The following is a 22,281-nucleotide window of genomic DNA, read 5'->3' as shown; positions in this document are numbered from 1 at the left end:
ATTGTCCCGTTGCTAGGCCGCGGGAGATCTCTTCTCGCTCAGCCAAAGTTAGCGCTAAAACGGATCGAGTTCGCTCTGGCGGTCTGATGCCACCACTTTCAGCCAAAATACGCTGGATAGAGGAGTGACCCCGATCAAATAACTGCGCTATCTGATGAAGGTTATCGCCTTTTTGCCACCGCTCCCACATTAAAGCCTTCTGGGTGGCCGTGTAATAGATTCGAGGTCGTTGTTTCATGAGCAACACTCCTTGCGCTTACGCAGTTTGTAGTGTGTTGCATCGATCAGTTGAATTCAAGGCCGAAAGCAGTCATCGGCCTTTTGCCGATTTACCAATAACCAATCGTTAACACCCAAGGAACCCTGTCTAAAGCCAATTCGACATTTTTAAGCCCGTTGGGAACAATAGACAATATTGGGTCGTTGTGAGTGGGAATGTTAAGCACTGATTAGCCGTGAGCGTCTCGAAACACGACGGTTGTCGGGTTAACCGACATAGTAGGATGCCGTTAGCAATGGACCGATAACGACCCAAAACCAACTATAGATGGGCGCTGTCTTTACTATTCAGCGAGGTTAATCCAGATCATTTAGGGCGACCCAGAGTACAGACTAGATTGAGCTGATTTAGGCTATAAATTAAATCCTGCTGTAATCACTTTCGCTTTTATCTTGATAACTGCTATAGCCTTAGCTCCCTTGGGAATAGCGAAATTACCTTTCACTTCCAATTTGCCTCCATTAGGCAGTAGCTCATAATCTTTTTTATCTGATCCAATTAAGACTGTCAGCTTTGCGGTCCCACCATCTATAGGTATCGGTTTACCGTGGTCCGTCAAATACAGCGATAGGCTATCAGGCTTTGCAACCAATTCAACATCAATGTCCTTAGCCTCTACTATGACACCGCCATGCATTGGCTTTAAATCATGGCCGGCTCCAGCATGGGCTGGACCAATAAAACTGATTAGCAAGGTTGCAATCACCATCATTGATTTCATATAAACCCCTTTAAATTAAAATACTTCGTTAGTTTTCATATTGCTCAAGGCTATTTCAGATGCTTTTTTCCCGTAAAGCCAAAACATGGCTGGCGTTAAAAAGGTATCCAATAAGGTAGAGCTGATGAGCCCGGAGAAAATAACAACTGCTACTGGATGCAATATCTCTGTACCAGGACGCTCTGCTTCAAATAACAATGGTGCCAAGGCAAAAGCTGTGACCAAAGCTGTCATTAGTACAGGACTTAAGCGCTCAATTGATCCGCGAATAATCATTGCCAGACTAAACGATTCACCTTCTGACTGCATCAAATTTAAGTAATGGCTAATTTTTAAGATTCCGTTACGCACAGATATTCCTGCTAGCGTGATAAATCCTATTAATGCAGCAATCGAGAGTGGCTGGCCTGAAATCCACAAACCAATCACTGCTCCGACCATAGCTAAGGGAATGTTAGACATAATCATTAAAGATAGGCGCATGGACTTATAGCGGTTATTTAAAACCGCAAACATCAAAAGAAATGATCCAATCGATAGCAAACCAATTACTTTAGATGCCTCTTCTTGCGCTTTAAATTGACCATCTAAAGTAATAAAGTAACCCTCTGGAAGAGTCTGATTAGAGATCACAGTTCTAATATCAGCCACGATATCTGACAGGGCACGCTTGGAGGCATTAGCCGATAAGACAATTCTTCGCTTACCGCCGTCTCTGCTAATTTGATTTGGGCCATCCCCATCCTCAATGCTAGCAATTTTGGAGAGTGGAATTTTTCCATTTGGCGTATCAATCAAGATATCAGCAAGCCCTTCTAAATTTCTTGCTGAGTCTGGTAACTTGATCACTAAGGCAAACCGTCGATTACCCTCAATAATTTGCGAGAGCCTCTCCCCTTCAACCATGCCCTGCAAGGTGGCCATAATCTGAGATGTTGAAACTCCATATTGCGCCGCCTTATCGTAATCAATTCGGACCTTAATTTGTGGTGCTAAAACCTGCTTTTCTATTTCTAGATCAACTAAGCCTTCAATGCCTGCCAATTTCGATCTTAGAAGGTCGGCTTGGCTACGCAGCACGTCCAAATCATCGCCAAAGATCTTAATAGCAATTTGCGATCGCACTCCTGAAAGCATGTGATCTATTCGATGTGAGATTGGCTGACCGATCGCAATTGCAGCGGGTAAGTTAACTAATCTTGACCTGATATCTGCCTGTATCTCAGCCATGGAGCGATCTAAATCTCCCGCAGGCTTTAAACCAACATCTAACTCGCTCACATGTACACCTTCCGCATGCTCGTCCAATTCTGCGCGGCCACTCCTGCGTCCAACATAAGTCACTTCTGGAACCTGCCTGACTAACTTTTCTGCTTGGCTAGCTACGCCCGCCGATTCAGAGAGAGAGACACCAGGATTTAAACGCAATCCGATCAGTAAAGTCCCTTCGTTAAAGGGCGGTAAAAATGCGCTCGCCATAAAGGGAACACTGGCAGCAGCGACTATGACGGATGCAAAAGCATACATCAGAGGCTTTTTAGGCGCCGCCAATAACCTTGATAACTGAACCTCATAATGGCTTTTAAGCCAAGTGACAATCTTTGTATCGTGATCCCTCAGGGACTGCATTGAGGGCAGCAAGTAAAAGCAGAGTACTGGCGTGATAGTGACTGAAACTAAAAGCGATGCAAGAGTAGAGACTATAAATGCAATACCCAAAGGCACAAATAGTCGCCCCTCTATACCTGGTAATGCAAATAATGGGATGAATACCAAAACGATGATGGCTGTAGCATAGATAATTCCGGTTCTTACCTCAAGCGATGCGGCTCTCACAATCGCTAGTGGACTTAATTGGTCTAAAGATGCTTTATCTAGATTTACTCTAAGGCGACGAATTACGTTTTCCACATCAACTACTGCATCATCAACCAGGCCGCCGATTCCAATGGCTAAGCCTCCTAAGGTCATCGTATTAATTGATAAACCAAAGTACTTAAAAACTAGGGCAGTTAAGAGAATTGAAACTGGAATTGCTGTTAATGAGATGAGGACCGGGCGAATTGTTCCTAAAAAGAAATACAGCACTACAGCAACAAAGATTGATGCGCCAATCAGCTTACCCTCTAAAGTGCTAATGGATGCATCAATAAAGCTCGCCTGCCTAAATGTTACTTTTGGAGCTTCCATGCCAGTTGGCAAGCCCTGCTTTAATTCTGCAATAGCCGATTCAATCTTTTTTGTTAGCGCTACCGTATCTGCTGAAGGTTGTTTTTGTACACCTAGAATGACTGCTGGCCCACCTTCATAACCGGCATCGCCTCGCTTAACTGCTGGTGCAAAAGTAATATCTGCAACTTGTCTTAAAAGTATTGTTTGTCCATTGCGGTTCGATACGGCAATGTTCTTTAAATCTTCAAGGCTAGAGGTTCGCCCTATATGACGAATAAGATACTCACGATTATTGGACTCAAGAAATCCACCAGACGTATTTGCAGAGTAGCCCCGCAATGCATCTTCAATCTGCAATATGCTAAGGCCTAGCTCCGCCATACGGCGAGTATTGGGTTGCACTTGAAACTGCCTGACTTGCCCACCTATAGGAATGACTTGCGCTACCCCGGGGATAGCCATCAATCTGGGTCGCAAAACCCAATCAGCATACTCGCGAACCTGCATGGATGAAATCTTAGATTCATCAATCGGAATGGCAATTTGCATAATCTCACCCATGATCGAACTAATGGGCCCCATGCGCGAAACAATGCCATCCGGAATTGCTCCCTCCATAGATGACAGTCTTTCTGAAACCATTTGTCTGGCGCGATAGATGTCTACAGTCCAGTCAAAAGTAACGTATATGAAAGAGAGGCCGGCGCTAGATACTGAGCGAATAGCCTCTACTCCCGGTAAACCATTCATAGCCGTTTCGAGTGGGAATGTAATGAGTTGTTCAACTTCTTCTGAAGCCATTCCGCCAGCCTCGGTCATGATGGTGACAGTAGGCTTATTCAGATCGGGAAAGACATCCACAGGCATCTTGCTTAAGGTGTAGGCACCATAGAACATAGATATAGCACCGAGCAAAATCACTATCATGCGATTTTTTAAGCTGAAATCTAATAACCAAGTAAACATGTCTTAATCCTTAACGAATTTGATTGATGAGGGATGCCCCATCAGTAATGACTCGTTCACCATCTTTAATACCACTAGTAATAACAATGCTCTGACCATCTAAAGGCTCATATACAACTGTTCTTGGCTCAAATATTTCTGGGGACTTTTTAATCCAGACAATTGTTTGGTTCGAGCTGCTTTTGACTAATGATTTTGAAGGCGCCTTTACTCCAGTGATCTTGCTATCGGTATTTACAAATACTCGAATGGGCTGACCTATGGGTAAAAATTGGAGATCGTCCGATTTAGCAGAAAAAGTTAGAGGTAAGGCTTGCTCTCTGAGGGTCTGTCCACCACCAAGATACTTGAGCTCAATCACTTTGCCATTGACATCCACCTTGCCATCAGCAATGTTCTTACTCAGACTTGAATCGTAGGCAAGCGCTTCTATTAATAGCTTGGATGGATTAACGACCTCAAAGATTAGATCTCTTGCTTGCACTACTTGGCCAGATACGACACCCGTAGTAGAAATAATTCCGCTGACTGGGGCTCTTAATTCTTCATTAGCAACAGCGGCTTCTGCCTCTTCAATAGTCTTACGAGGGACCGTATCGCTCAGATCTCGCAAACGCTTTAGTCGACTTTCCGCAAGTGATCTTGATTTTCCTGGGCCAGCCTCTGGCGTTACATACGCCAAGACATCGCCTTTACTAACCTTCTGTCCGGGCAATGGAAAACCAGCTGGTCCCGGCGTAATACGGCCAGCAACAATCGCTTGCACCTTACCGCCAAAGTTAGGATCCATAATGACTTTTCCAGCTAAATCATAGGTTTTGGCATATTCGCCGAACTGGCCAGGAGCTGTCATCACGTGTAACTGGCGTTGCGCAGGCTTGGGAATAAAAAGACTGCCGTCCGACTGTCTTTTAGGGGCGTCACCTTGAACTTGGGATACTTCCGACTCGCCATGACCCGGCCCAGCATAAACCTTAAAAGCAAATAGCGCCACAGATAAACTAATGAGGACAATGGGGCGAAATACAAAATCTCTCTGTTTGCGATTCATACCCGCTCCTTAATTTGTTTGATTAGTTTTTTTGTATTCGTCATCAACACCTCTTTCTTGCGATAAGACAAATAGGCAATTGCCATCAAGAGGCTGAAATAAAGCAAGATCTTTATTGCTGATTTCCAAGTGATCAATGAGGAGCGCTCAAAGGAACTTAGATCTATAGTGGCTGCTAGTATGTCGGTAACATCATCATTAATCGTGATGGTGATCGCAGTAGGCTGATCTTTAATTTTATTTTTTAGGCGAAAGAGATACTCTCCATCGCCATGAGGCTCTGAACTAATTTTAGAGCCCTCAAGCTCAATTTCAACCTTGGCTCCTTTGACCAATTCATTGGAGGAGTAGCGATCTAGGTAGAGCGTGATTTCCTTGCCGTTAATCACTCCTACCGCCTCATAGAGATCAGATTCAGCATAAAAGCGAGGTAGTGATTGAGTTTGTGCAGTGGTGGGTTTTTCCTCCCCATGACCAGGACCTGCATAAGTTGCCGATGCGATCGTCAGAAATAGCGCAATTAATAGTTTTGACGCCCACTGACTATATTTGTTCAATAAATTCATAGTTAAAGTGACCTTACTCTGGTAACAGGCCAAGGGCCTGTCGTAAATTTGAAACTGAAACTGCGTAATTGATTTTTGCAATTGCAGCCTGCCTATTTGCATCCACTGCTTCTAGCTCAATACGTAGTCTTGTGGGCAAATCGGTTTCACCAAAGCGAAATGATTTGTCAAAAAATTGACGTGTTTCATTGGCTAAGTTAGACCTCTTATCTGCAGCGCCAAGCTTCATTTTTGCCGACTTCACTAAAGCCACATTTGACTCCACATTACTTAATGCAGACTCTCGCTCATAGGACAATCGAACCTCTGAATCGACCATCTCAGCAGTAGCACTGGCCAATCTATTGGTATTGCGAGCATCAGAGCCAAAAGGAATTCTTAACCCAACAGCAACTGATTGCTGATACGGAACGCCATAGACTTCACGGCCCTTAGTAGTCCATATTTGCAATTGTGGGGAAGCCCGAGTTTGAGACTTTGCTAGGTCAACTGCTTTTTTAGCAACCTCTAACTGATCTACAAGGGCTGCAACGATTGGCAAACTAGAATCTAGTCCTGACAGGTTTTCAGGAACCTTAGGTAGCGGTTCAATATTTTTAGCAATGTCACCGAATTGAATTTTCTTGAGATACTCACTTCCTAATAAAGTACGCACCCTTTGCTCAGCATTAATTACGTTGGCCTGCGCTTCGACCAAAAAAGCTTCTGATGATGCGAGGGCACCATTGGCCTGATGAAGATCAGCGCGAGATAAGTCTCCAGCCTTAAATCTCTTTTCAACATCAAGAGCTAAGCTCTTTGCATTCTCATTTCTGCGTAGCGCTAAATCAGACTCAATTTTTGATTTCTGGTAATTCCAATAGGCATCCCTTACTTCAGCTGCAATTCTCAATTGGGATAGATAGTATTGAGACAAAAGCTTTTTATATTCAGCATCCGCTAAATTAATTGAGCTTGACCGCTCATTCCATAACCACAGGGGGATATCTAAACCCAGTATGGTTTCACTAGCGCCTTGATTGCTGTTAGTTCTATCGGTCTTTTGCGACACTTCAACCGAAGCTGGGCTTACCAAAAGGCTGCTAGCAATTTTTTGCTTAGCAAGCGCGGCCTCTACTCGATACTGATAGGACTTGTAGTCAGGTTGGCGCTCCCATGAAGATTCATAGAAGGACTTTAAGGTCGATCCACCTTTGAGCTCGGCATTAGCCAGCGCTATTGGCGATCCCAATATAAATACCAATCCAGTAAATTGAATGACGCAGCGACGAACTACGCCCGAATACTCTCGCAACATAAAAACTCCATTTGTTTGTTCAAAACAGAGTTAGCGAGAGGAGAAGAATTAGGTTAAGGCTCTCGCTAACTTAGGCGAGAGCGAGCCAATTGGGTTTTTCGGGGCGGTGAGGAGAAATATCGACTAAAAACTCTACTCGTGCATCTTCATAATGAAAGATGGTAGAGGTAACTGAAATGCTAAAAGTGGAATGCAATGCTGGAGAATGCGCCAAATGACAGACCCCACAATCAGAATCGTAGCTTGCAGAATCGCTAGCAGAGGCAATGCTGACTGGCTTCTCATGCTCGTGATGTGAAACATGAGAAGCTGCTGCCTGCTCTTCTTGGCAGTAAGCAGAAACCGTAGCATAGGATGTTTGTATCGATAAAGCTAGCAGGGCCAGAATTATCAGGATTTTTCTCATTAGCTAATTACAGCATATTTCTTCGTATTTTGCATTTAGAGCTTTTCCATACAAGTCAAATGGATTAATCACTCACATAGCTGCTGTAATGCCACAACCCCCTGAATACCCAATGACTTGGTGGAAGAGGCGGCTCAACAACTTCAGAAGGTCTCTTAGTGGCCGGACTCGGCCGGTCGTCAATTTCGCCTGAACGACCGTTTTTAGCTATATAAGAGACTGCCCTCTATTTATATAGGGAGCCATTAATATGACACCCATTACCCACAAGCTACTGAAAAAAACGCTTTTGTAATTGACTGGTATTGCTAGAAATATGCTGACTCAATCTCTCTACCATTGTTTTCTCAGTACCCACCGGTGTCGCTAAATTCATTTCTACTGAAATTGCTCCAATCTGCGACTGCAAATCTTCGGATAACTCTTGGCCAATTTTCAAAACATACCGCTCTTTAAAGCCCAGCTCTTTCGCCATTAAACAAAGCTCAGCTCTTCCAATATGAGCAGGTTTATTCTCCCCTCCAATTTTGAAAGCAAACTGATTCGATAGACCCGGGTAGATGGAGGTACTTAGAAGATCATAAAAGGGGGTTAGCCGCGCACCTAATCTAGGTGGAAAATAAACCGATAAGTTCTTTGCATGGCTATCGTTATTTCCAACGAATAAATTAAAAAAGATCCATTGTAAAAAGCGTTTGATATCCGATGCAGGCACCCCGCTCTCTTTTAATAACTCATAGCACCTTAACAAGCTAGGACCCCCATCAGTCTCATACTTTACCGTCGAGGGTTTTTGATCAAGCTGGCAAAGGTCCATCTGATGAATTTTTTGTATGTCATCCGCATTATTTATAACGCGATCATAGCGCTTGATAATGCAGGACTTTGCAGTGGGTTGATACATGACTGGCGCAACATCTAAACCAAGGCGGTTGGCTAGCTTCATTACAAAAGTTTCATTGACGGCAGACGCCCAGACACCCTCTATTCCTGCAATATCAGGTTTGACAATATAGGTTGATGGCGCACTACCCAATGGCAAAGAGATATTGCCTTGGGCATCCAACACAATTCCAAGCTTCTTTTGAGCACCTGCCAATGAGATGCGCATGCCCTTTTCCTGTTGGGCCACTTGAACTGGACCCGATGACGATTTAAAACTTAAAGCCACTTCATCCCAATTTATGGCTTGATACTCTGGCTTATTCGGCCTCTCACCTTCAGGCAGTATTGTTAAGTCACTCGCAGTATCACCACCGATAACCCCAAGCAATCCAAAGGTGCTCGTCACCTGATATTTCAGCTTCAATAACTCACGAATTCCGGCCTCCGGAAGAAGATTCTCAAAATAGGACTCCACAGGCAGACCGCTAAATTCCTTCTCAGAAAAATTCAGTGTCGGTGAGATGGGTTTACCTTGACCATATAACCAAGATTGAGCGTATATAAATTTAAGCTCTGGCTCATCAAGTAACTGACCCACCAAATCATCACCTCGACATACATCAAGCTTTTTGATATCAGCCATCAATTGCCACCCTTCCTCTGGATAATCATTTCCAATCCAAGGGTATTTAAAACATCGAGCACTTTTTTAAGTTGGACTGTTTCTTTGCCATTTTCAAGCTCAACAATGAATCGATTGCCTGTATTGGCTAGGCCCGAAATATCTGCCTGAGTGATTTTCTGGGATGAGCGAAATTGCTGAATGAATAGCCCCAAGTCTTTCGCAGACCCAATCTTGATAGAGAGATCCGCTTGATTTTTAATATTGGCCATCATCTATCCAAAAAGTTACCGATAGGTAATATCTTAAGTGATTTTCAGAGATTTGCAAGAAATAATTACCGATAGGTAATTATTTGAGAATGATGAGCCATCAGAGAATTGCTCCCTTTTTTGCCCCAAAATTAAATAAAAAATAGAAATAAGTATATTTTATATGATTTAAAAGGAGGTGTTGCTCCAATCCATCATGGGGGCTACTGCTAAACGTTTCTGTGGGGGCTTGCTCATAAACTTCAATATAAGGGTGATTTACATGACATTTTAAATGGATAAGGACAACCGAAGTTGCCCTTACTGATGTCACTTTAGCAACTAAGTTACTTTGTTAGCTTAGCCTCTAATTCCACCGCAAGATCTAATGCACCCATGTAGCCAGACTTGAGGTGACTTGGCAAATCAGGGTCACCCACCATAGCACCTAAAGTTTCCACCAAGCTAAAGACCAGCCCTTTAGCTGCACTAGCTGCAATCGTATTGTTTGCTACAGCCTCATCAATATGATTAACTGCATCCAAGAAATAGTCGTGCCCTGGAAGGCCATCGGGTCCTAAAACTTCTTTACTCATTTGTAATTTCCTCTGAAATGGTGATTTACATTATTAGTCCACTGTATAGAAATCTTCGACTTATAGGTAGAATTTTTTATCAGCGAGGTAATCAACAAATACTTAACTCTTGATTTGTAATGAAATGACGTGCATTACCGGTGACAGGATCTAAAAAAGCAACTTCCCTAGCCAGCAACTGTAAGGGCTTAGAAAAGTCCAAATCGTATTCTTGGTATGGCGTGAGCATGGGATAGATCTGGTCATGCCGAATAGGTATTCCCAGGCTATTGAGATGACAACGCAATTGGTGCTTCTTTCCACTACCAGGGGTAAGGCGGTACCTAGCCCAGGGCTTTGATGTTTCCAGCAACTCAATCAAGGTATCAGTATTAGCCTCGCCCTCCACCTCTTGCATTTGCAGAAAGTGTTCAGACTCCTCTAGCCTGCTTTGATACGTCATCGGCAATTTATTGATGAGCTCTTCTGAATGCGGCGCAATAGCTTCATAGACTTTCTTGACTACGCGATCTCTAAATAGATTCTGGTATTGCGCTCGCTCTTTTGGATTGACTGAAAAAATAACTAAGCCTGCAGTATCGCGATCAATCCGATGAATGGGGCTTAGCTCTTGAATACCCGTTTTTTTCTTTAGTCGATTGAGTAGAGTTTGATGCAGATAAAGACCGCTTGGTGTTACTGGTAAAAAATGGGGTTTATCAGCAACCAGAATATGTTCATCCTGAAACAGGATGACTTCCTCAAAAGGAATTTCTGGCTCACGTGCCAAGCGTCTGAAATATAGCAAGTGGGTATTCGGAAGGTAGGCCTCATTAGCCTGGACGGGAACTCCATCCACAGTCATTACCAAGCCTTCTGCAAAACGAGCTTCCCACTCGCCTCTATCAATATGCGGAAAATTGAAAATAAAGAAATCCAGCAAGCAAGCGTGGTTCTGCCCGGCAGGCAAATACACCCTTGATGAGGAGACTCCTTCAGAATTGACTTTCATATGAGCTAGATTATCCAATCAATCAAGCTGCAACACTAATCTGAATACACCCCCAATAAAACCCCTCTAAAATAGGCCGGCACCAACTAAAAGAACTAGAAAATTAATAGACAACATGCTTGAACTCTCCACATTCGACCTTGGCTTATTGCTAGCCTGCGCATTATTTGCGGGATTGGTCGACTCCATCATTGGTGGGGGCGGCATGATTCAGGTTCCAGCCCTATTTGCAGTTCTGCCAGGCCTTCCGCCAGCCACCCTACTCTCAGTCAATAAATTTGGCTCAATCGTTGGAACGATTGGTTCAGCAATTCAGTACAGCCGCGCCAATAAGAGCCCATGGGGTCTAGTGATTATTTCTTCAGCCTTTGCTTTTTTTGCATCTGTTGCGGGCGCATATCTTGTAACTCAACTTCCGACTGAGTGGCTCAGAGGAGCCCTACCATTTTTATTAATAGCGTTATTGATCTTTAATATCAAATCTAGTGCCGGCCTGGTTCACGCACCCAAGCACGATCACCATAAACAAAAAGCTATTGCCTCTACTGGCGCCAGCGTCATTGGTTTTTATGACGGCTTCCTAGGCCCAGGAGCGGGTGCTTTTTATAAACTCTTCTATACCCGTGTATTAGGATTTGATTTCTTGCGATCTGCAGCGCCTGCAAAGTTTCTTAATATCGCCTCTAATTTAGGTGCACTGTGCGTCTTTTTCTATCTAGGCTACTTTGATTGGAAGCTCGGCTTACTGATGGCTAGCGCTAATCTTGTAGGCGGTCAAATTGGCACTAAGATCGCCATCAAACATGGCAATGCCTTCATACGTAAAGGCTTCTTTATTTTGGTGACCATCCTCATCATCAAAACCTTCTATGACGCCTATCTGAGGTAAACACCAGTCTAGATGGGGCGCAACAGATCAAGTACTTTTTTCATGGATTTATGACGATTTTCGTAGTAAATTAGTCATATGCAGTTGCAGTTTATTTATTACAAAAATAGAGGGACACATGAAAATACTATTGCCGGTTGACGGCTCAAAATCTTCACTCAACGCAGCCAAGCATGTTGGGAAGTTAGCCAAAGATTTACGCAGCAAATGCACTGTAACATTGGTCAGCATTCATGACGATATTGGCCTTGGTCACGTGAAACAATTTGTTGCTAAAAGTGTGGTTGATGACTACCTTCGCGAAGTGAGCGAAAAAGAGCTCAAGCCAGCCCAGAAGGCGCTTGATCTTGCCGGCGTCAAACACAGCATGGTAATTAAGCGCGGTAACGTTGCTAATGAAATCATCGCCCTAGCCAATAAAGAAAAATTTGACCTCATCGTTATGGGCTCAAAAGGTAGAAGCGGTATTGTTGATGCTCTCATGGGCTCTGTTGCTCAAAAAGTGGCCAATGCAGCTAAGCAGCCTGTTTTGCTGATCAAATAAGCACTAAGGTTAATTCGACGAATTAACTTCAATAGGCCGTCCGTGTGACGGCCTTTTTTATGGGTTACTAAATGAGTATCTTGCTTTTCATATTCGCGCCAGCAATTTTTGCCATTTACTGGCTTATTCGCCTACAGATATGCCTATCTAGAGCTCGCTATTTAGTAGATACCTACGGCATGGACCGTAAAAAATTACGCAAGCTGTCTTGCAAAGAGCTTAAGAAGCTCAGAACATCCATCGATGAGCTGAGGCATACAAATGATGCCTTTGGTTTAGAGGCGCTTGTTAGGCCTTATAGGGCATAACTAATAAGAGCTGCAAATGGTTTATTCCTTAGACCAGATGCAATTCAACTTTCTTACCTAAGGCCGCAGCATATTTTCGAAGCGTGTTTAAACTTGGGGAATGCTTTCCAGTTGCCAAAGAGCTTTCCAGCCTAGCTATAGCGGGAGCTTGTGTACCCATTCTACGAGCCACTTCAGCCTGGGATAGGCCTGCAGCTTTACGAGCCTGAAGAATTTCATCAAGAATAGCAAACTCTTCTTTATTTAATCTCTCAACCTCAGTCTTAACTGCAGAGTTTTTTAACATCTTGGCAACGGCCTGCTTATGACTTAATGGCTTTGTCTTCATAACTTCAACTCCTTCATTCTCAACTTGGCTAGCTTTAACTCCCGGTCAGGAGTTTTCTGCGACTTCTTAATAAAGCTATGCAACATTACGATCTCTCGATCCACCAATGTGCAAAAGAAAACTCTAGCGATTCCCTCGGCACCTTTTAGCCTTAACTCAAACAACCCACCGCCAAATGAATCGGTATGCGGCAACCCCAAATGCGGCCCATATTCAATCATGCGCTGAGTTAAAGCAATGTACCGTGCCTGCAAAGAAATGGGTAAATTAAATATTTGCTCCAATACATCGGAACTGTAATAGCTAATGGTATAGTTCATTCATTGATGCTAACAAATATGTTAGCATCAAACAACCATGTTGTGCAAGGGCCAGCCAGCCTCAGGGTTATTTAGACCGAAAAGAAGCGATCCTTAAACCACAACGCCACAGTTACCAAGCCAATCATGATGGGCACCTCTACTAAGGGGCCTATGACTGCTGCAAAGGCAGCTCCAGAGTTGATTCCAAATACCGCAATAGCAACAGCAATCGCCAGCTCAAAGTTATTGCTGGATGCTGTAAACGAGAGTGTGCAGCAACGCTTATAGTCAATTCCCATTCTGCCTGTCACAAAGAATGTCAGCAAGAACATGATGAGGAAGAAGATAAGAAGAGGGACGGCAATGGTGACTACATCCATAGGTAAAGTGAGGATCAAATTACCTTTGAGACTAAACATCACCACGATAGTGAATAGCAAGGCAATCAAAGTAAGTTTACCGATACGCGGCACGAACTGCTCGTGATATCGATCTTTGGAGATGAACTTCAACATCACCACACGAGTCAAAATACCTGCAATACAAGGCACACCAAGGTAGATAAAAACACTCTCTGCAATCTGCCCCATGCTCACGCTCACATTAGATCCAGCCAATCCAAAGTAAGGTGGCAAGACGGTAAGAAAGAAATAAGCGTAGACGCTAAAGAATAGAACCTGAAAGATTGCGTTAAAAGCTACCAAGCCAGCCGCATATTCAGTAGAGCCTTTTGCAAGATCATTCCAAACAATCACCATTGCAATACAAGGCGCTATACCAATCAGAATCAAGCCTGCCATATATTCAGGTTGATCTGGGACAAAGTTAATCGCCAAAAAGAACATTAATGTTGGGGCAATAATCCAATTCATAAGCAATGAGATCAAGAAGATGCGCTTGTCCTTAAAGACATCCGGCAAATCCTCGTAACGCACTTTGGCAAACGGTGGGTACATCATTAAGATCAAACCAATGGCGATTGGGATATTTGTTGTTCCCACCTGGAAGGAGTTAATAAACCCCTCAATGCCGGGCATAAAGTGCCCCAGTCCAATGCCAAAGGCCATAGCAGCAAAGATCCATACCGTGAGGTAGCGATCAAGAAAGGAGAGTTTATTAGTTAAGGTGTTCATGCTTTTGTGTGCACCTCTTTAAGACTCATAGAGTCCAATTTGTCGAGCGGCATCGCAGCCAAGATATCCAATCTTTTCTTGAGGCCATTCATAACCTCGATGAAGGCAGCCTTCTTCTCAAGATCGCTACCCTGCACTTGCGAGGGATCCGGAAAACCCCAATGCGCAGTGGCCGGTTGACCAGGCCAGAATGGGCAAACCTCACCAGCCGCATTGTCACAAACCGTGATGATGAAATCCATTTTCGGCGCGTTGGGCTCGCCAAATACATCCCAACTTTTTGACTTCAGAAGAGTCCGATCCATGCCCAACTCCACTGCAATATCTGCAGCAATCGGATTGACGCTCGTACCTGGAGTTGATCCAGCTGAATAACCTACAAACTTGCCACTCGGGTGAGTAGATGCCAAAGCTTCGCCCAAGATAGAACGTGCGGAGTTATGCGTACAGAGAAAGAGGATGTTGTAGGTTTTCATGTTGACTTAGTCTTGCGTGTGATTTTTTCAGGGGTGCAGGATTTACCACCACAACAGTTATCAAGAAGAAAGTTGCTGAGGTCTTGGACTAGAGCCGCGTTTGGGCGATAGATGAGGTTGCGACTTTGACGCTCAACTAAGAGCAAATTGGCCTGCATTAATTCTTTTAAATGAAAGCTCAAGGTAGCATTAGGAATGCCCAGCTTTTCAATGATTTGAGTAGGCGTTAAACCAACATCACCCTTTTGAACAATGAGGCGAAAGATATTTAATCGAGACTCCTGCCCTAAGGCCAAGAATGCTGCAACCGCATCTGTATTTTTCATATTTCCAATTATATAGAAATATATTACAGATTTATGACGGATGCCAATAAAGATAAGGGGGCTTTCTGAACTGACCCACAAAAGTTGGACACCCAATCCAACTAAAAGGGGTCAGCTTCATGTCCAAATACAGCAAAGAGTTCAAACTAGAAGTTATTCAGTATTACCTCTCCGGTAAGGGTGGTTTTAAAGCAGTCGGAGATCGCTACGGCGTTAAACACACCTATATTCAAAGATGGGTTCATGCCTATAAAGCTCATGGTCAAAAGAGCCTAACCAAGACTTACACACATTACCCCGACACCTTTAAGGTGTCTGTGCTCCAGTCTATGCAACAAGACCAACTCTCCATCAATCAAGCCGCAGCCCGGTTTAATGTGCCAGCCCCCAGCACGATTAGTCTTTGGCAACGCCTCTACAATGAAGGTGGTATTACAGCCCTAGAACCCAAGCCCAAGGGACGGCCGCCAATGTCAAAACCCTTCAAACCATTTACCCCCACCAATAAGCCAGTCACCCAAATGACTCCGCAAGAGCTCATGCAAGAGCTCGAGTACCGCCGAGTGGAGACTGACTACCTAAAAAAGCTCGAAGCCTTAGCCCAGCAAAAGCACTTGGCAAACAAGAACAAGCCCAAGTAATTACTGAGTTAAGGCAGCAATACCCTTTGCAGACCATATTGGCAGTAGCCAATATGGCGAGAAGTGTTTATTACTACCAGCTAGGGCTAAGCAAGCAGGCCGATCCTCATCTTGCAACAAAGACCCAGATCCAAGTGATCTACCAGCGCCACAAAGGTCGTTATGGCTATCGACGAGTCCATTTAGAGCTTAGCAATCAGCAGTGTTACCTCAACCCCAAAACCGTACAAAAACTGATGGGGCACCTCGGCCTTAAATCAACGGTGCGCCCTAAACGCTACCAGTCTTACAAAGGGTCTGTGGGTAAGGCAGCCCCAAACCTATTAGAGCGCAACTTTGCAGCTAAAGTACCCAATCAAAAGTGGGTCACCGATGTGACTGAGTTCAACATTAAAGGCGAGAAGGTTTACCTCTCGCCAATATTGGATCTGTATAACCAGGAGATCATCTCTTATGAGATTGCCGATCGTCCGCAGATCGGCATGGTGAGTGCCATGCTAACTAAAGCCTTTAAGCAACTCACTCAGACCGAGAAGCCGATGCTGCACTCTGACCAGGGGTGGCAATATCAAATGGGGTTTTACCAACAAGCCTTAAAGGCACAAGGCATTACTCAAAGCATGTCTAGAAAAGGCAACTGCTTAGATAACGCCGTCATGGAAAACTGGTTTGGGATTATGAAAACAGAGTTCTTCTACCAAAAGAAGTTTGCAGATGTTCAAACATTTAAGACGGAACTAAAGAGATACATCCACTACTACAACCACGACCGAATTAAACAAAAACTAAAGGGATTAAGTCCGGTGCAATACCGAACTCAATCCCTCGTGCTAACCTAATAAAACTGTCCAACTTTTGTGGGTCAGTTCATTCGCCCCCTTTTTTATCTTGCTTTCATTTGCCTTATTACTTCTTTAGCTTCCCAAAGGCTGCCGCCATCGCATTATTAATTGGGGACGCAGATCTTCTATCTTCCTGTGGCTTTCTGGGCTCTGGGGATCTTGGAGTGCCCGGACGATTTACCCTTGGCTCTGGCTTTGTGCCTGGAGTAGATTTAGGCGCTTCATCAGAGAGTCGCATAGTCAATGCAATACGCTTACGCTTTTCATCTACCTCTAATACTTTGACCTTAACAACCTGCCCTGCTTTAACTACGGTGTGTGGATCTTTAACAAAAGTATTGGCTAGCGCAGAGATATGTACGAGTCCATCTTGGTGAACACCAATGTCTACAAATGCGCCAAATGCCGCAACGTTAGTCACAACCCCTTCCAAAATCATATCCGCCTTGAGATCGCTAATTTTTTCTACGCCATCTTTAAATGTCGCTGTAGTGAACTCAGGTCGAGGGTCTCGGCCTGGCTTTTCTAATTCTTTGATGATGTCGGTGACAGTTGGAACGCCAAACTTCTCATCGGCATACTTTTCTGGGCTGAGGCCTTTCAGAATAGTTGCATCACCAATCACTTCTTTGACACCCTTCTTAATATCTTTCAGGATCTTCTCCACCAAGGGATAGGATTCTGGATGGACTGCTGATGCATCTAGAGGGTCTGTGCCGTTCATGATGCGCAAGAAACCAGCCGCCTGCTCGAAAGTCTTCTCACCCAAGCGTGGCACGCTACGTAAATCTGCCCGCGTCTGAAAGGCGCCATTGCTATCTCGGTACGTCACGATGCCTTCTGCAACGGCGCTACTGAGACCCGAGACTCTTGCCAACAAAGGCGCTGAAGCCGTATTGACGTCGACACCCACCGCATTTACACAATCCTCTACAACCGCAACCAGTGACTTAGCCAACTGAGTCTGCATCACATCATGCTGATACTGACCAACACCAATCGACTTCGGATCAATCTTCACCAATTCAGCCAAGGGGTCTTGCAATCTTCTCGCAATCGATACCGCTCCACGCAAAGAAACGTCCATACCGGGCAATTCTTTTGAGGCGTACTCAGAGGCGGAGTAAACCGATGCCCCTGCTTCTGAGACCACAATCTTGGTGAGCTTGAGTTCTGGTTTAGCTTTAATTAAATCTTGCGCCAACTTATCCGTCTCACGTGAGGCGGTACCGTTACCGATCGAGATTAAAGTTGCCTTGTGTTTCTCAGCCAATTTCGCAAGAGTATGTAATGAGCCGTCCCAGTCGTTCTTAGGCTGGTGTGGGTAAATAACATCCGTATCGACTACCTTACCAGTAGCATCCACAACCGCTACCTTCACACCCGTTCTCATACCAGGGTCTAGGCCAATAGTAACCTTTGGTCCTGCAGGTGCGGCCAGCAGCAAATCTTTGAGGTTGCGAGCAAAGACATTAATTGCCTCAGTCTCAGAACGCTCACGTAGTGCGCTCATTAACTCTGACTCCAAATGCATAGAGCACTTAATCCGCCAAGTCCAACGCACAGTCTCTGCTAACCACTGGTCTGCAGGGCGGCCTTCATTCTTAATTTTGAATTGATTAGCGATGCGGGATTCGCAAGGATTATGAGGTGCATCCCATTTTGGCTTTTCTTCTTCTGTGTCTAGGCGTAAATTTACCATCAACATTTGTTCACGACGACCTCTAAATAAAGCCAAGGCACGATGTGATGGAATTGCAGAAACGGGCTCCGAGTAATCGAAGTAGTCGGCAAACTTTTCACCCTCTTGCTCTTTACCAGCAATAACCTTCGATTCAACAACGCCATGTTCTTGCAAATAAGTTCTCAGTGATTGCACTAAGCCAGCATCTTCTGCAAAGCGCTCCATCAATATCTGACGCGCACCTTCAAGGGCAGCTTTGGTATCAACTACGCCAGGGTTCTCACCTTGATCGGATGTAAAAGCTTCTTTGAGATATTTTGCGGCCTCCACTTCCGGATCTAGCATGGGGTTAGCCAATAAGTCATTTGCCAGAGGCTCTAAACCAGCCTCTAAGGCAATTTGCGCCTTAGTACGACGCTTGAGCTTGTAAGGGAGGTAGAGGTCTTCTAGGCGCGTTTTATCCTCTGCCAACATAATGGCTTTAAGCAACTCAGGGGTCATCTTGCCCTGCTCTTCAATCGAAGCAACAATAGCCTTGCGACGCTCCTCCAACTCGCGTAAATAGCCCAGACGATCTTCCAATAAACGTAGCTGCGTATCATCCAATCCACCGGTTACCTCTTTACGATAACGGGCAATAAAAGGAACTGTTGCACCCTCATCCATCAGCGCGATAGCGGCGGCCACTTGGGCAGGTTTAGCAGATAACTCTTGGGCAAGGCGTTGTTCAATGGATGGCAGCATGAGGATCTATTTTTACTATTATTTTTGGAATATGGATTTCAATGAAGAACAAAAGCCACCCGGAGGTGACTTTTGTTGTGTAGCTTGAAGTAGCTTAGTCGCGTGATGCTTTTTTACGCTCATGCTCCTTGAGGTAGCGCTTACGAATACGAATACTCTTCGGCGTTACTTCTACCAATTCATCATCATCGATAAATTCAACAGCGTACTCAAGGTTCATTGCGATTGGCGTTACCAAGCGCACTGCTTCGTCAGTACCAGATGCGCGAACGTTGGTTAATTGCTTACCCTTAATTGGGTTAACAACCAAGTCATTGTCACGGCTATGAATACCGATAACCATACCTTCATACAAAGGATCGCCAGGGCTCACAAACATACGGCCACGGTCTTGCAATTTCCACAAAGCGTAAGCAACTGCTTCGCCGTCATCTTGACTGATCAATACGCCGTTATGACGCTCACCCAAGATACCGTCTTTTGCAGGCGCATAAGAGTCAAATGTGTGGCTCATCAAACCGTTACCACGAGTCATGGTCATGAAATCGCCTTGGAAGCCGATCAAACCACGCGCAGGAATGCGGTACTCAAGACGTGTGCGACCTTTACCGTCACTCACCATGTCGAGCAATTCACCTTTACGTTTGCCCAAGTCTTCCATTACGGCGCCTTGGGTCGTATCTTCTACGTCAACTGTTAAGTTCTCGTATGGCTCCATCTTCACGCCATCTACTTCATGGAATACCACGCGTGGACGGGAAACTGCCAACTCGTAACCTTCACGACGCATTGTTTCTACCAAGATGGTGAGGTGCAATTCGCCACGACCTGACACTTCAAATACGGTGTCATCGTCAGTTTCTTTTACACGCAAAGCCATATTGGATTTCAACTCGCGGTCTAAACGCTCACGAATCTGACGGCTAGTAACAAACTTACCTTCACGACCGGCTAATGGGCTGGTGTTCACCATGAAGTTCATGGTCAAAGTAGGTTCATCAATCTTCAGCATTGGTAATGCTTCAGGGGTATCTGGTGCGCAGATCGTTGTTCCGATTGCCAAATCTTCAATACCGTTTACCAATACGATGTCACCCGCTTGAGCTTCGTCAACCAACTCACGCTCTAAGCCACGGAACTTCAATACTTGGTTAATACGGCCTTTACGTTGAACGCCATCAGGACCGTCCATGAAAACCACATCCATCAATGGCTTCACAGTTCCACGGTTTACACGACCTACGCCGATCTTACCTACGTAAGTGCTGTATTCAATAGAAGTAATCTGCAACTGCAAAGGACCTTCTGGATTGTCATCACGTACTGGAACATGCTTGAGCACAGTGTCAAACAATGGGCGCATGTCGCCTTCGCGAACATCATCAGTCAAGCCAGCATAGCCATTCAGACCAGATGCATACACAACTGGGAAATCTAACTGCTCTTCAGTTGCGCCTAATTTGTCAAACAATTCAAAAGTGGCATTGATCACATAGTCTGTTCGAGCGCCTGGACGGTCAACCTTGTTAATCACAACGATAGGCTTCAAACCGAGGGCCAAGGCCTTTTTAGTAACGAAGCGAGTTTGTGGCATTGGGCCTTCAACCGCATCAACCAAAAGCAAAACACCGTCAACCATGGAGAGCACGCGCTCTACTTCACCACCGAAGTCGGCGTGTCCTGGTGTGTCTACGATGTTGATATGTGTGCCGTCATACTCAACCGCACAGTTCTTGGACAAAATAGTAATGCCACGCTCTTTTTCCAAATCGTTTGAGTCCATGACGCGTTCAGTCATTTTTTCATTTGAACGGAATGTGCCAGATTGGCGCAAGAGTTGGTCAACCAAAGTAGTTTTACCGTGGTCAACGTGGGCGATGATGGCGATATTACGAAGTGCGCGTTTAGTCATGTGAAGCTTCTGAAGTTAAGAATAAGGTTAATAAATAAAGGGGTTGAATGTATTTAATGTGCTGAAGAAATCAAACGCTTAGGATGTAATACCCCAGAGCGCCAATCTCCAGTACCAATAAAGTTATGTGGAGCAGCGGTTGCACGATAGATACGCACCAGCGCTTCTATCGAAGGAAGATTGAGAGGGACTCGTTGGCCCATCTCCAAACGTTTTGCTTGTTGCTCGTCCACAGTTAAGTGTGGCAATGTCTGCAAGAGTGCGTCGACTGGCAGGATGTAACTTGAACTATCTTGCAAGCCTTTTTGAATGGATTCAATGGTGAATGACTGCTCTAAAGTGAGATGACCTACTTCAGTACGGCGCAGACCAACTAAATGGGCACCACAACCTAATGCCTTACCAATATCTTCTGCCAATACGCGAATATAAGTACCTTTGCTGCAACTCACTTCTAAAGTGGCTTCTGGCCAATTGACATTAGTCCAACGAATTGCATGAATCGTGATATCCCTTGGAGCGCGCTCTAATTCAACACCAGCACGAGCGTACTCATATAAAGGCTTGCCATCACGCTTGAGAGCGGAATACATTGGCGGAACTTGGCTAATCGGACCGGTAAAGGCCGGTAATAAGGCATCTAAGGCAGCTTTGATAGTGGCTTCATCAGCAAATGCAGGTAATGGGAGCTCTTCGATGACTAAACCTTCAGCATCACCGGTATCAGTACGCTGACCAAATTTCACTTGAGCGATATAGGTTTTATCAGCCTCCAATAAATCTTGAGAGTACTTAGTTGCTTCACCCAAACAAATTGGGAGTAAGCCAGTAGCCATTGGATCTAAGGTGCCAGTGTGCCCTGCCTTTTCTGCATTGAAGGCACGCTTCACAGCAGTGACTGCGCCTTGCGAGCTCATGCCAGCAGGTTTATCAAGCAAGACAACGCCATCGATACGTACAGACATAGCTATTTACGCGTTCTCGTCTTTGCGATCACTATCCACCGCTTGATCAATTAAGCGAGACATTTCAATGCCGTGCTCTACAGAACTGTCGTAGTGGAAATGCAGGGTTGGCACAGTATGAATGTGCAAACGCTTAAACAATAAGGAATGTAAGTAGCCTGCTTTGTCCTGCAGAGCTTTCAATGCCACTTCAGGCTCAGCGCCTAAGACGGTAAAGAAAACTTTTGCATGCGCCAAATCTGGCGTGAGTTCAATACTTTGCAAAGTAATCAAACCTAAGCTTGGGCTACGCAATTCACGAGGGATTAGCTCGGCCAGGTCTCGCTGAATTTGATCGGCGAGACGCTGGTTACGATGAGGACTAGTTTTATGCATTAACTCAA

23 protein-coding genes and 1 pseudogene are annotated in these 22,281 nt (G+C 44.8%); 4 read left to right on the top strand and 20 right to left on the bottom strand.

Annotation, left to right across the window (positions count from 1 at the left end):
* From ICN30_RS06835 to ICN30_RS06785, 11 genes and pseudogenes are all read right to left on the bottom strand, one after another.
* Positions 1-238, bottom strand: a pseudogene (locus ICN30_RS06835) (IS30 family transposase); the annotation flags it as partial.
* Between the two features lie 394 nt (positions 239-632).
* Positions 633-1,001 (bottom strand): hypothetical protein, encoded by a 369-nt coding sequence (locus ICN30_RS06830; protein ID WP_015421829.1) that lies wholly within the window; start codon positions 999-1,001, stop codon positions 633-635.
* 15 nt (positions 1,002-1,016) lie between these two features.
* Positions 1,017-4,139 (bottom strand): efflux RND transporter permease subunit, encoded by a 3,123-nt coding sequence (locus ICN30_RS06825; RefSeq protein WP_015421830.1) that lies wholly within the window; start codon positions 4,137-4,139, stop codon positions 1,017-1,019.
* Between the two features lie 10 nt (positions 4,140-4,149).
* Positions 4,150-5,190, bottom strand: a complete 1,041-nt coding sequence (locus ICN30_RS06820) for an efflux RND transporter periplasmic adaptor subunit (protein WP_015421831.1) — start codon at positions 5,188-5,190, stop codon at positions 4,150-4,152.
* On the bottom strand, positions 5,187-5,756 hold the full coding sequence (locus ICN30_RS06815) for a hypothetical protein (protein WP_015421832.1): 570 nt from the start codon (positions 5,754-5,756) through the stop codon (positions 5,187-5,189). The genes ICN30_RS06820 and ICN30_RS06815 overlap by 4 nt, the downstream gene beginning before the upstream one ends.
* 13 nt (positions 5,757-5,769) lie before the next feature.
* On the bottom strand, positions 5,770-7,053 hold the full coding sequence (locus tag ICN30_RS06810; RefSeq protein WP_015421833.1) for a TolC family protein: 1,284 nt from the start codon (positions 7,051-7,053) through the stop codon (positions 5,770-5,772).
* A 70-nt stretch (positions 7,054-7,123) separates the two neighbouring features.
* Entirely contained in the window at positions 7,124-7,459 is a 336-nt protein-coding gene (locus ICN30_RS06805) for a hypothetical protein (RefSeq protein WP_015421834.1), read from the bottom strand.
* Between the two features lie 271 nt (positions 7,460-7,730).
* A complete protein-coding gene (locus ICN30_RS06800; RefSeq protein ID WP_216274301.1) occupies positions 7,731-8,987 on the bottom strand; it encodes a type II toxin-antitoxin system HipA family toxin in 1,257 nt (418 codons plus the stop codon).
* Positions 8,987-9,238, bottom strand: a complete 252-nt coding sequence (locus ICN30_RS06795) for a transcriptional regulator (protein ID WP_240553577.1) — start codon at positions 9,236-9,238, stop codon at positions 8,987-8,989. Before ICN30_RS06795 ends, ICN30_RS06800 begins: the two co-directional genes overlap by 1 nt.
* A gap of 326 nt (positions 9,239-9,564) precedes the next feature.
* Complete coding sequence (locus ICN30_RS06790; RefSeq protein WP_216229259.1) at positions 9,565-9,813, bottom strand: hypothetical protein; 249 nt, start codon at positions 9,811-9,813, stop codon at positions 9,565-9,567.
* Positions 9,814-9,904: 91 nt separating this feature from the next.
* Complete coding sequence (locus ICN30_RS06785) at positions 9,905-10,804, bottom strand: pseudouridine synthase (protein ID WP_216274299.1); 900 nt, start codon at positions 10,802-10,804, stop codon at positions 9,905-9,907.
* A gap of 115 nt (positions 10,805-10,919) precedes the next feature.
* Here ICN30_RS06785 and ICN30_RS06780 point away from each other — a divergent pair, with 115 nt between their 5' ends.
* From ICN30_RS06780 to ICN30_RS06770, 3 genes are all read left to right on the top strand, one after another.
* Complete coding sequence (locus ICN30_RS06780; protein WP_216274297.1) at positions 10,920-11,693, top strand: TSUP family transporter; 774 nt, start codon at positions 10,920-10,922, stop codon at positions 11,691-11,693.
* 118 nt (positions 11,694-11,811) lie between these two features.
* Positions 11,812-12,237, top strand: coding sequence for a universal stress protein (locus ICN30_RS06775; RefSeq protein ID WP_216274295.1), 426 nt, complete (start codon positions 11,812-11,814; stop codon positions 12,235-12,237).
* A 71-nt stretch (positions 12,238-12,308) separates the two neighbouring features.
* On the top strand, positions 12,309-12,545 hold the full coding sequence (locus ICN30_RS06770) for a hypothetical protein (RefSeq protein ID WP_216274293.1): 237 nt from the start codon (positions 12,309-12,311) through the stop codon (positions 12,543-12,545).
* A 28-nt stretch (positions 12,546-12,573) separates the two neighbouring features.
* Here ICN30_RS06770 and ICN30_RS06765 read toward each other — a convergent pair whose 3' ends face one another.
* From ICN30_RS06765 to ICN30_RS06745, 5 genes are all read right to left on the bottom strand, one after another.
* On the bottom strand, positions 12,574-12,831 hold the full coding sequence (locus tag ICN30_RS06765) for a helix-turn-helix domain-containing protein (protein WP_370623599.1): 258 nt from the start codon (positions 12,829-12,831) through the stop codon (positions 12,574-12,576).
* Positions 12,832-12,869: 38 nt separating this feature from the next.
* Positions 12,870-13,193 carry a type II toxin-antitoxin system RelE/ParE family toxin gene (locus ICN30_RS06760; RefSeq protein WP_216274291.1) on the bottom strand — a complete coding sequence of 108 codons (324 nt, stop codon included), beginning with the start codon at positions 13,191-13,193 and terminating at the stop codon, positions 12,870-12,872.
* A gap of 71 nt (positions 13,194-13,264) precedes the next feature.
* Complete coding sequence (gene arsB / locus ICN30_RS06755; RefSeq protein ID WP_216274289.1) at positions 13,265-14,308, bottom strand: ACR3 family arsenite efflux transporter; 1,044 nt, start codon at positions 14,306-14,308, stop codon at positions 13,265-13,267.
* Entirely contained in the window at positions 14,305-14,784 is a 480-nt protein-coding gene (locus ICN30_RS06750; protein WP_216274287.1) for an arsenate reductase ArsC, read from the bottom strand. The genes arsB and ICN30_RS06750 overlap by 4 nt, the downstream gene beginning before the upstream one ends.
* Positions 14,781-15,110: a helix-turn-helix transcriptional regulator gene (locus ICN30_RS06745; RefSeq protein WP_216274285.1), complete on the bottom strand. Its 330-nt coding sequence runs from the start codon at positions 15,108-15,110 to the stop codon at positions 14,781-14,783. The genes ICN30_RS06750 and ICN30_RS06745 overlap by 4 nt, the downstream gene beginning before the upstream one ends.
* Before the next feature lie 119 nt (positions 15,111-15,229).
* On the opposite strand from ICN30_RS06745, the gene ICN30_RS06740 reads away from it, so the two are divergent.
* Positions 15,230-16,590, top strand: a protein-coding gene (locus ICN30_RS06740; RefSeq protein WP_216274283.1) for an IS3 family transposase whose coding sequence is annotated in 2 segments (ribosomal slippage) — positions 15,230-15,689 and positions 15,689-16,590 — 1,362 coding nt in all. Because the reading frame shifts where the segments join, the coding sequence is not laid out codon by codon here.
* Between the two features lie 67 nt (positions 16,591-16,657).
* Here the strand turns inward: ICN30_RS06740 and ICN30_RS06735 are convergent.
* The 4 genes from ICN30_RS06735 to rbfA all read right to left on the bottom strand — a co-directional run bounded on the left by ICN30_RS06735 (position 16,658) and on the right by rbfA (position 22,273).
* Complete coding sequence (locus ICN30_RS06735) at positions 16,658-19,021, bottom strand: Tex family protein (RefSeq protein ID WP_216274280.1); 2,364 nt, start codon at positions 19,019-19,021, stop codon at positions 16,658-16,660.
* Between the two features lie 94 nt (positions 19,022-19,115).
* On the bottom strand, positions 19,116-20,933 hold the full coding sequence (typA, locus tag ICN30_RS06730) for a translational GTPase TypA (RefSeq protein WP_216135803.1): 1,818 nt from the start codon (positions 20,931-20,933) through the stop codon (positions 19,116-19,118).
* A gap of 53 nt (positions 20,934-20,986) precedes the next feature.
* A complete protein-coding gene (gene truB / locus ICN30_RS06725) occupies positions 20,987-21,898 on the bottom strand; it encodes a tRNA pseudouridine(55) synthase TruB (RefSeq protein WP_216274278.1) in 912 nt (303 codons plus the stop codon).
* Between the two features lie 6 nt (positions 21,899-21,904).
* Complete coding sequence (rbfA, locus tag ICN30_RS06720) at positions 21,905-22,273, bottom strand: 30S ribosome-binding factor RbfA (RefSeq protein WP_015420788.1); 369 nt, start codon at positions 22,271-22,273, stop codon at positions 21,905-21,907.
* Between the last annotated feature and the right edge of the window lie 8 nt (positions 22,274-22,281).

Source organism: Polynucleobacter sp. 31A-FELB, assembly GCF_018882405.1.
GTDB lineage: Bacteria > Pseudomonadota > Gammaproteobacteria > Burkholderiales > Burkholderiaceae > Polynucleobacter.
Note: the sequence above shows the minus strand (reverse complement) of the source record. Positions and strands in the feature narration are given on the sequence as shown.

Bases quoted from the DNA above. Each gene is read 5' to 3' on its own strand.
- ICN30_RS06830 (WP_015421829.1), bottom strand. From the start codon at position 1,001: ATGAAATCAATGATGGTGATTGCAACCTTGCTAATCAGTTTTATTGGT.
- ICN30_RS06825 (WP_015421830.1), bottom strand. From the start codon at position 4,139: ATGTTTACTTGGTTATTAGATTTCAGCTTAAAAAATCGCATGATAGTG.
- ICN30_RS06820 (WP_015421831.1), bottom strand. From the start codon at position 5,190: ATGAATCGCAAACAGAGAGATTTTGTATTTCGCCCCATTGTCCTCATT.
- ICN30_RS06815 (WP_015421832.1), bottom strand. From the start codon at position 5,756: ATGAATTTATTGAACAAATATAGTCAGTGGGCGTCAAAACTATTAATT.
- ICN30_RS06810 (WP_015421833.1), bottom strand. From the start codon at position 7,053: ATGTTGCGAGAGTATTCGGGCGTAGTTCGTCGCTGCGTCATTCAATTT.
- ICN30_RS06805 (WP_015421834.1), bottom strand. From the start codon at position 7,459: ATGAGAAAAATCCTGATAATTCTGGCCCTGCTAGCTTTATCGATACAA.
- ICN30_RS06800 (WP_216274301.1), bottom strand. From the start codon at position 8,987: ATGGCTGATATCAAAAAGCTTGATGTATGTCGAGGTGATGATTTGGTG.
- ICN30_RS06795 (WP_240553577.1), bottom strand. From the start codon at position 9,238: ATGGCCAATATTAAAAATCAAGCGGATCTCTCTATCAAGATTGGGTCT.
- ICN30_RS06790 (WP_216229259.1), bottom strand. From the start codon at position 9,813: ATGAGTAAAGAAGTTTTAGGACCCGATGGCCTTCCAGGGCACGACTAT.
- ICN30_RS06785 (WP_216274299.1), bottom strand. From the start codon at position 10,804: ATGAAAGTCAATTCTGAAGGAGTCTCCTCATCAAGGGTGTATTTGCCT.
- ICN30_RS06780 (WP_216274297.1), top strand. From the start codon at position 10,920: ATGCTTGAACTCTCCACATTCGACCTTGGCTTATTGCTAGCCTGCGCA.
- ICN30_RS06775 (WP_216274295.1), top strand. From the start codon at position 11,812: ATGAAAATACTATTGCCGGTTGACGGCTCAAAATCTTCACTCAACGCA.
- ICN30_RS06770 (WP_216274293.1), top strand. From the start codon at position 12,309: ATGAGTATCTTGCTTTTCATATTCGCGCCAGCAATTTTTGCCATTTAC.
- ICN30_RS06765 (WP_370623599.1), bottom strand. From the start codon at position 12,831: ATGTTAAAAAACTCTGCAGTTAAGACTGAGGTTGAGAGATTAAATAAA.
- ICN30_RS06760 (WP_216274291.1), bottom strand. From the start codon at position 13,193: ATGAACTATACCATTAGCTATTACAGTTCCGATGTATTGGAGCAAATA.
- arsB (WP_216274289.1), bottom strand. From the start codon at position 14,308: ATGAACACCTTAACTAATAAACTCTCCTTTCTTGATCGCTACCTCACG.
- ICN30_RS06750 (WP_216274287.1), bottom strand. From the start codon at position 14,784: ATGAAAACCTACAACATCCTCTTTCTCTGTACGCATAACTCCGCACGT.
- ICN30_RS06745 (WP_216274285.1), bottom strand. From the start codon at position 15,110: ATGAAAAATACAGATGCGGTTGCAGCATTCTTGGCCTTAGGGCAGGAG.
- ICN30_RS06735 (WP_216274280.1), bottom strand. From the start codon at position 19,021: ATGCTGCCATCCATTGAACAACGCCTTGCCCAAGAGTTATCTGCTAAA.
- typA (WP_216135803.1), bottom strand. From the start codon at position 20,933: ATGACTAAACGCGCACTTCGTAATATCGCCATCATCGCCCACGTTGAC.
- truB (WP_216274278.1), bottom strand. From the start codon at position 21,898: ATGTCTGTACGTATCGATGGCGTTGTCTTGCTTGATAAACCTGCTGGC.
- rbfA (WP_015420788.1), bottom strand. From the start codon at position 22,273: ATGCATAAAACTAGTCCTCATCGTAACCAGCGTCTCGCCGATCAAATT.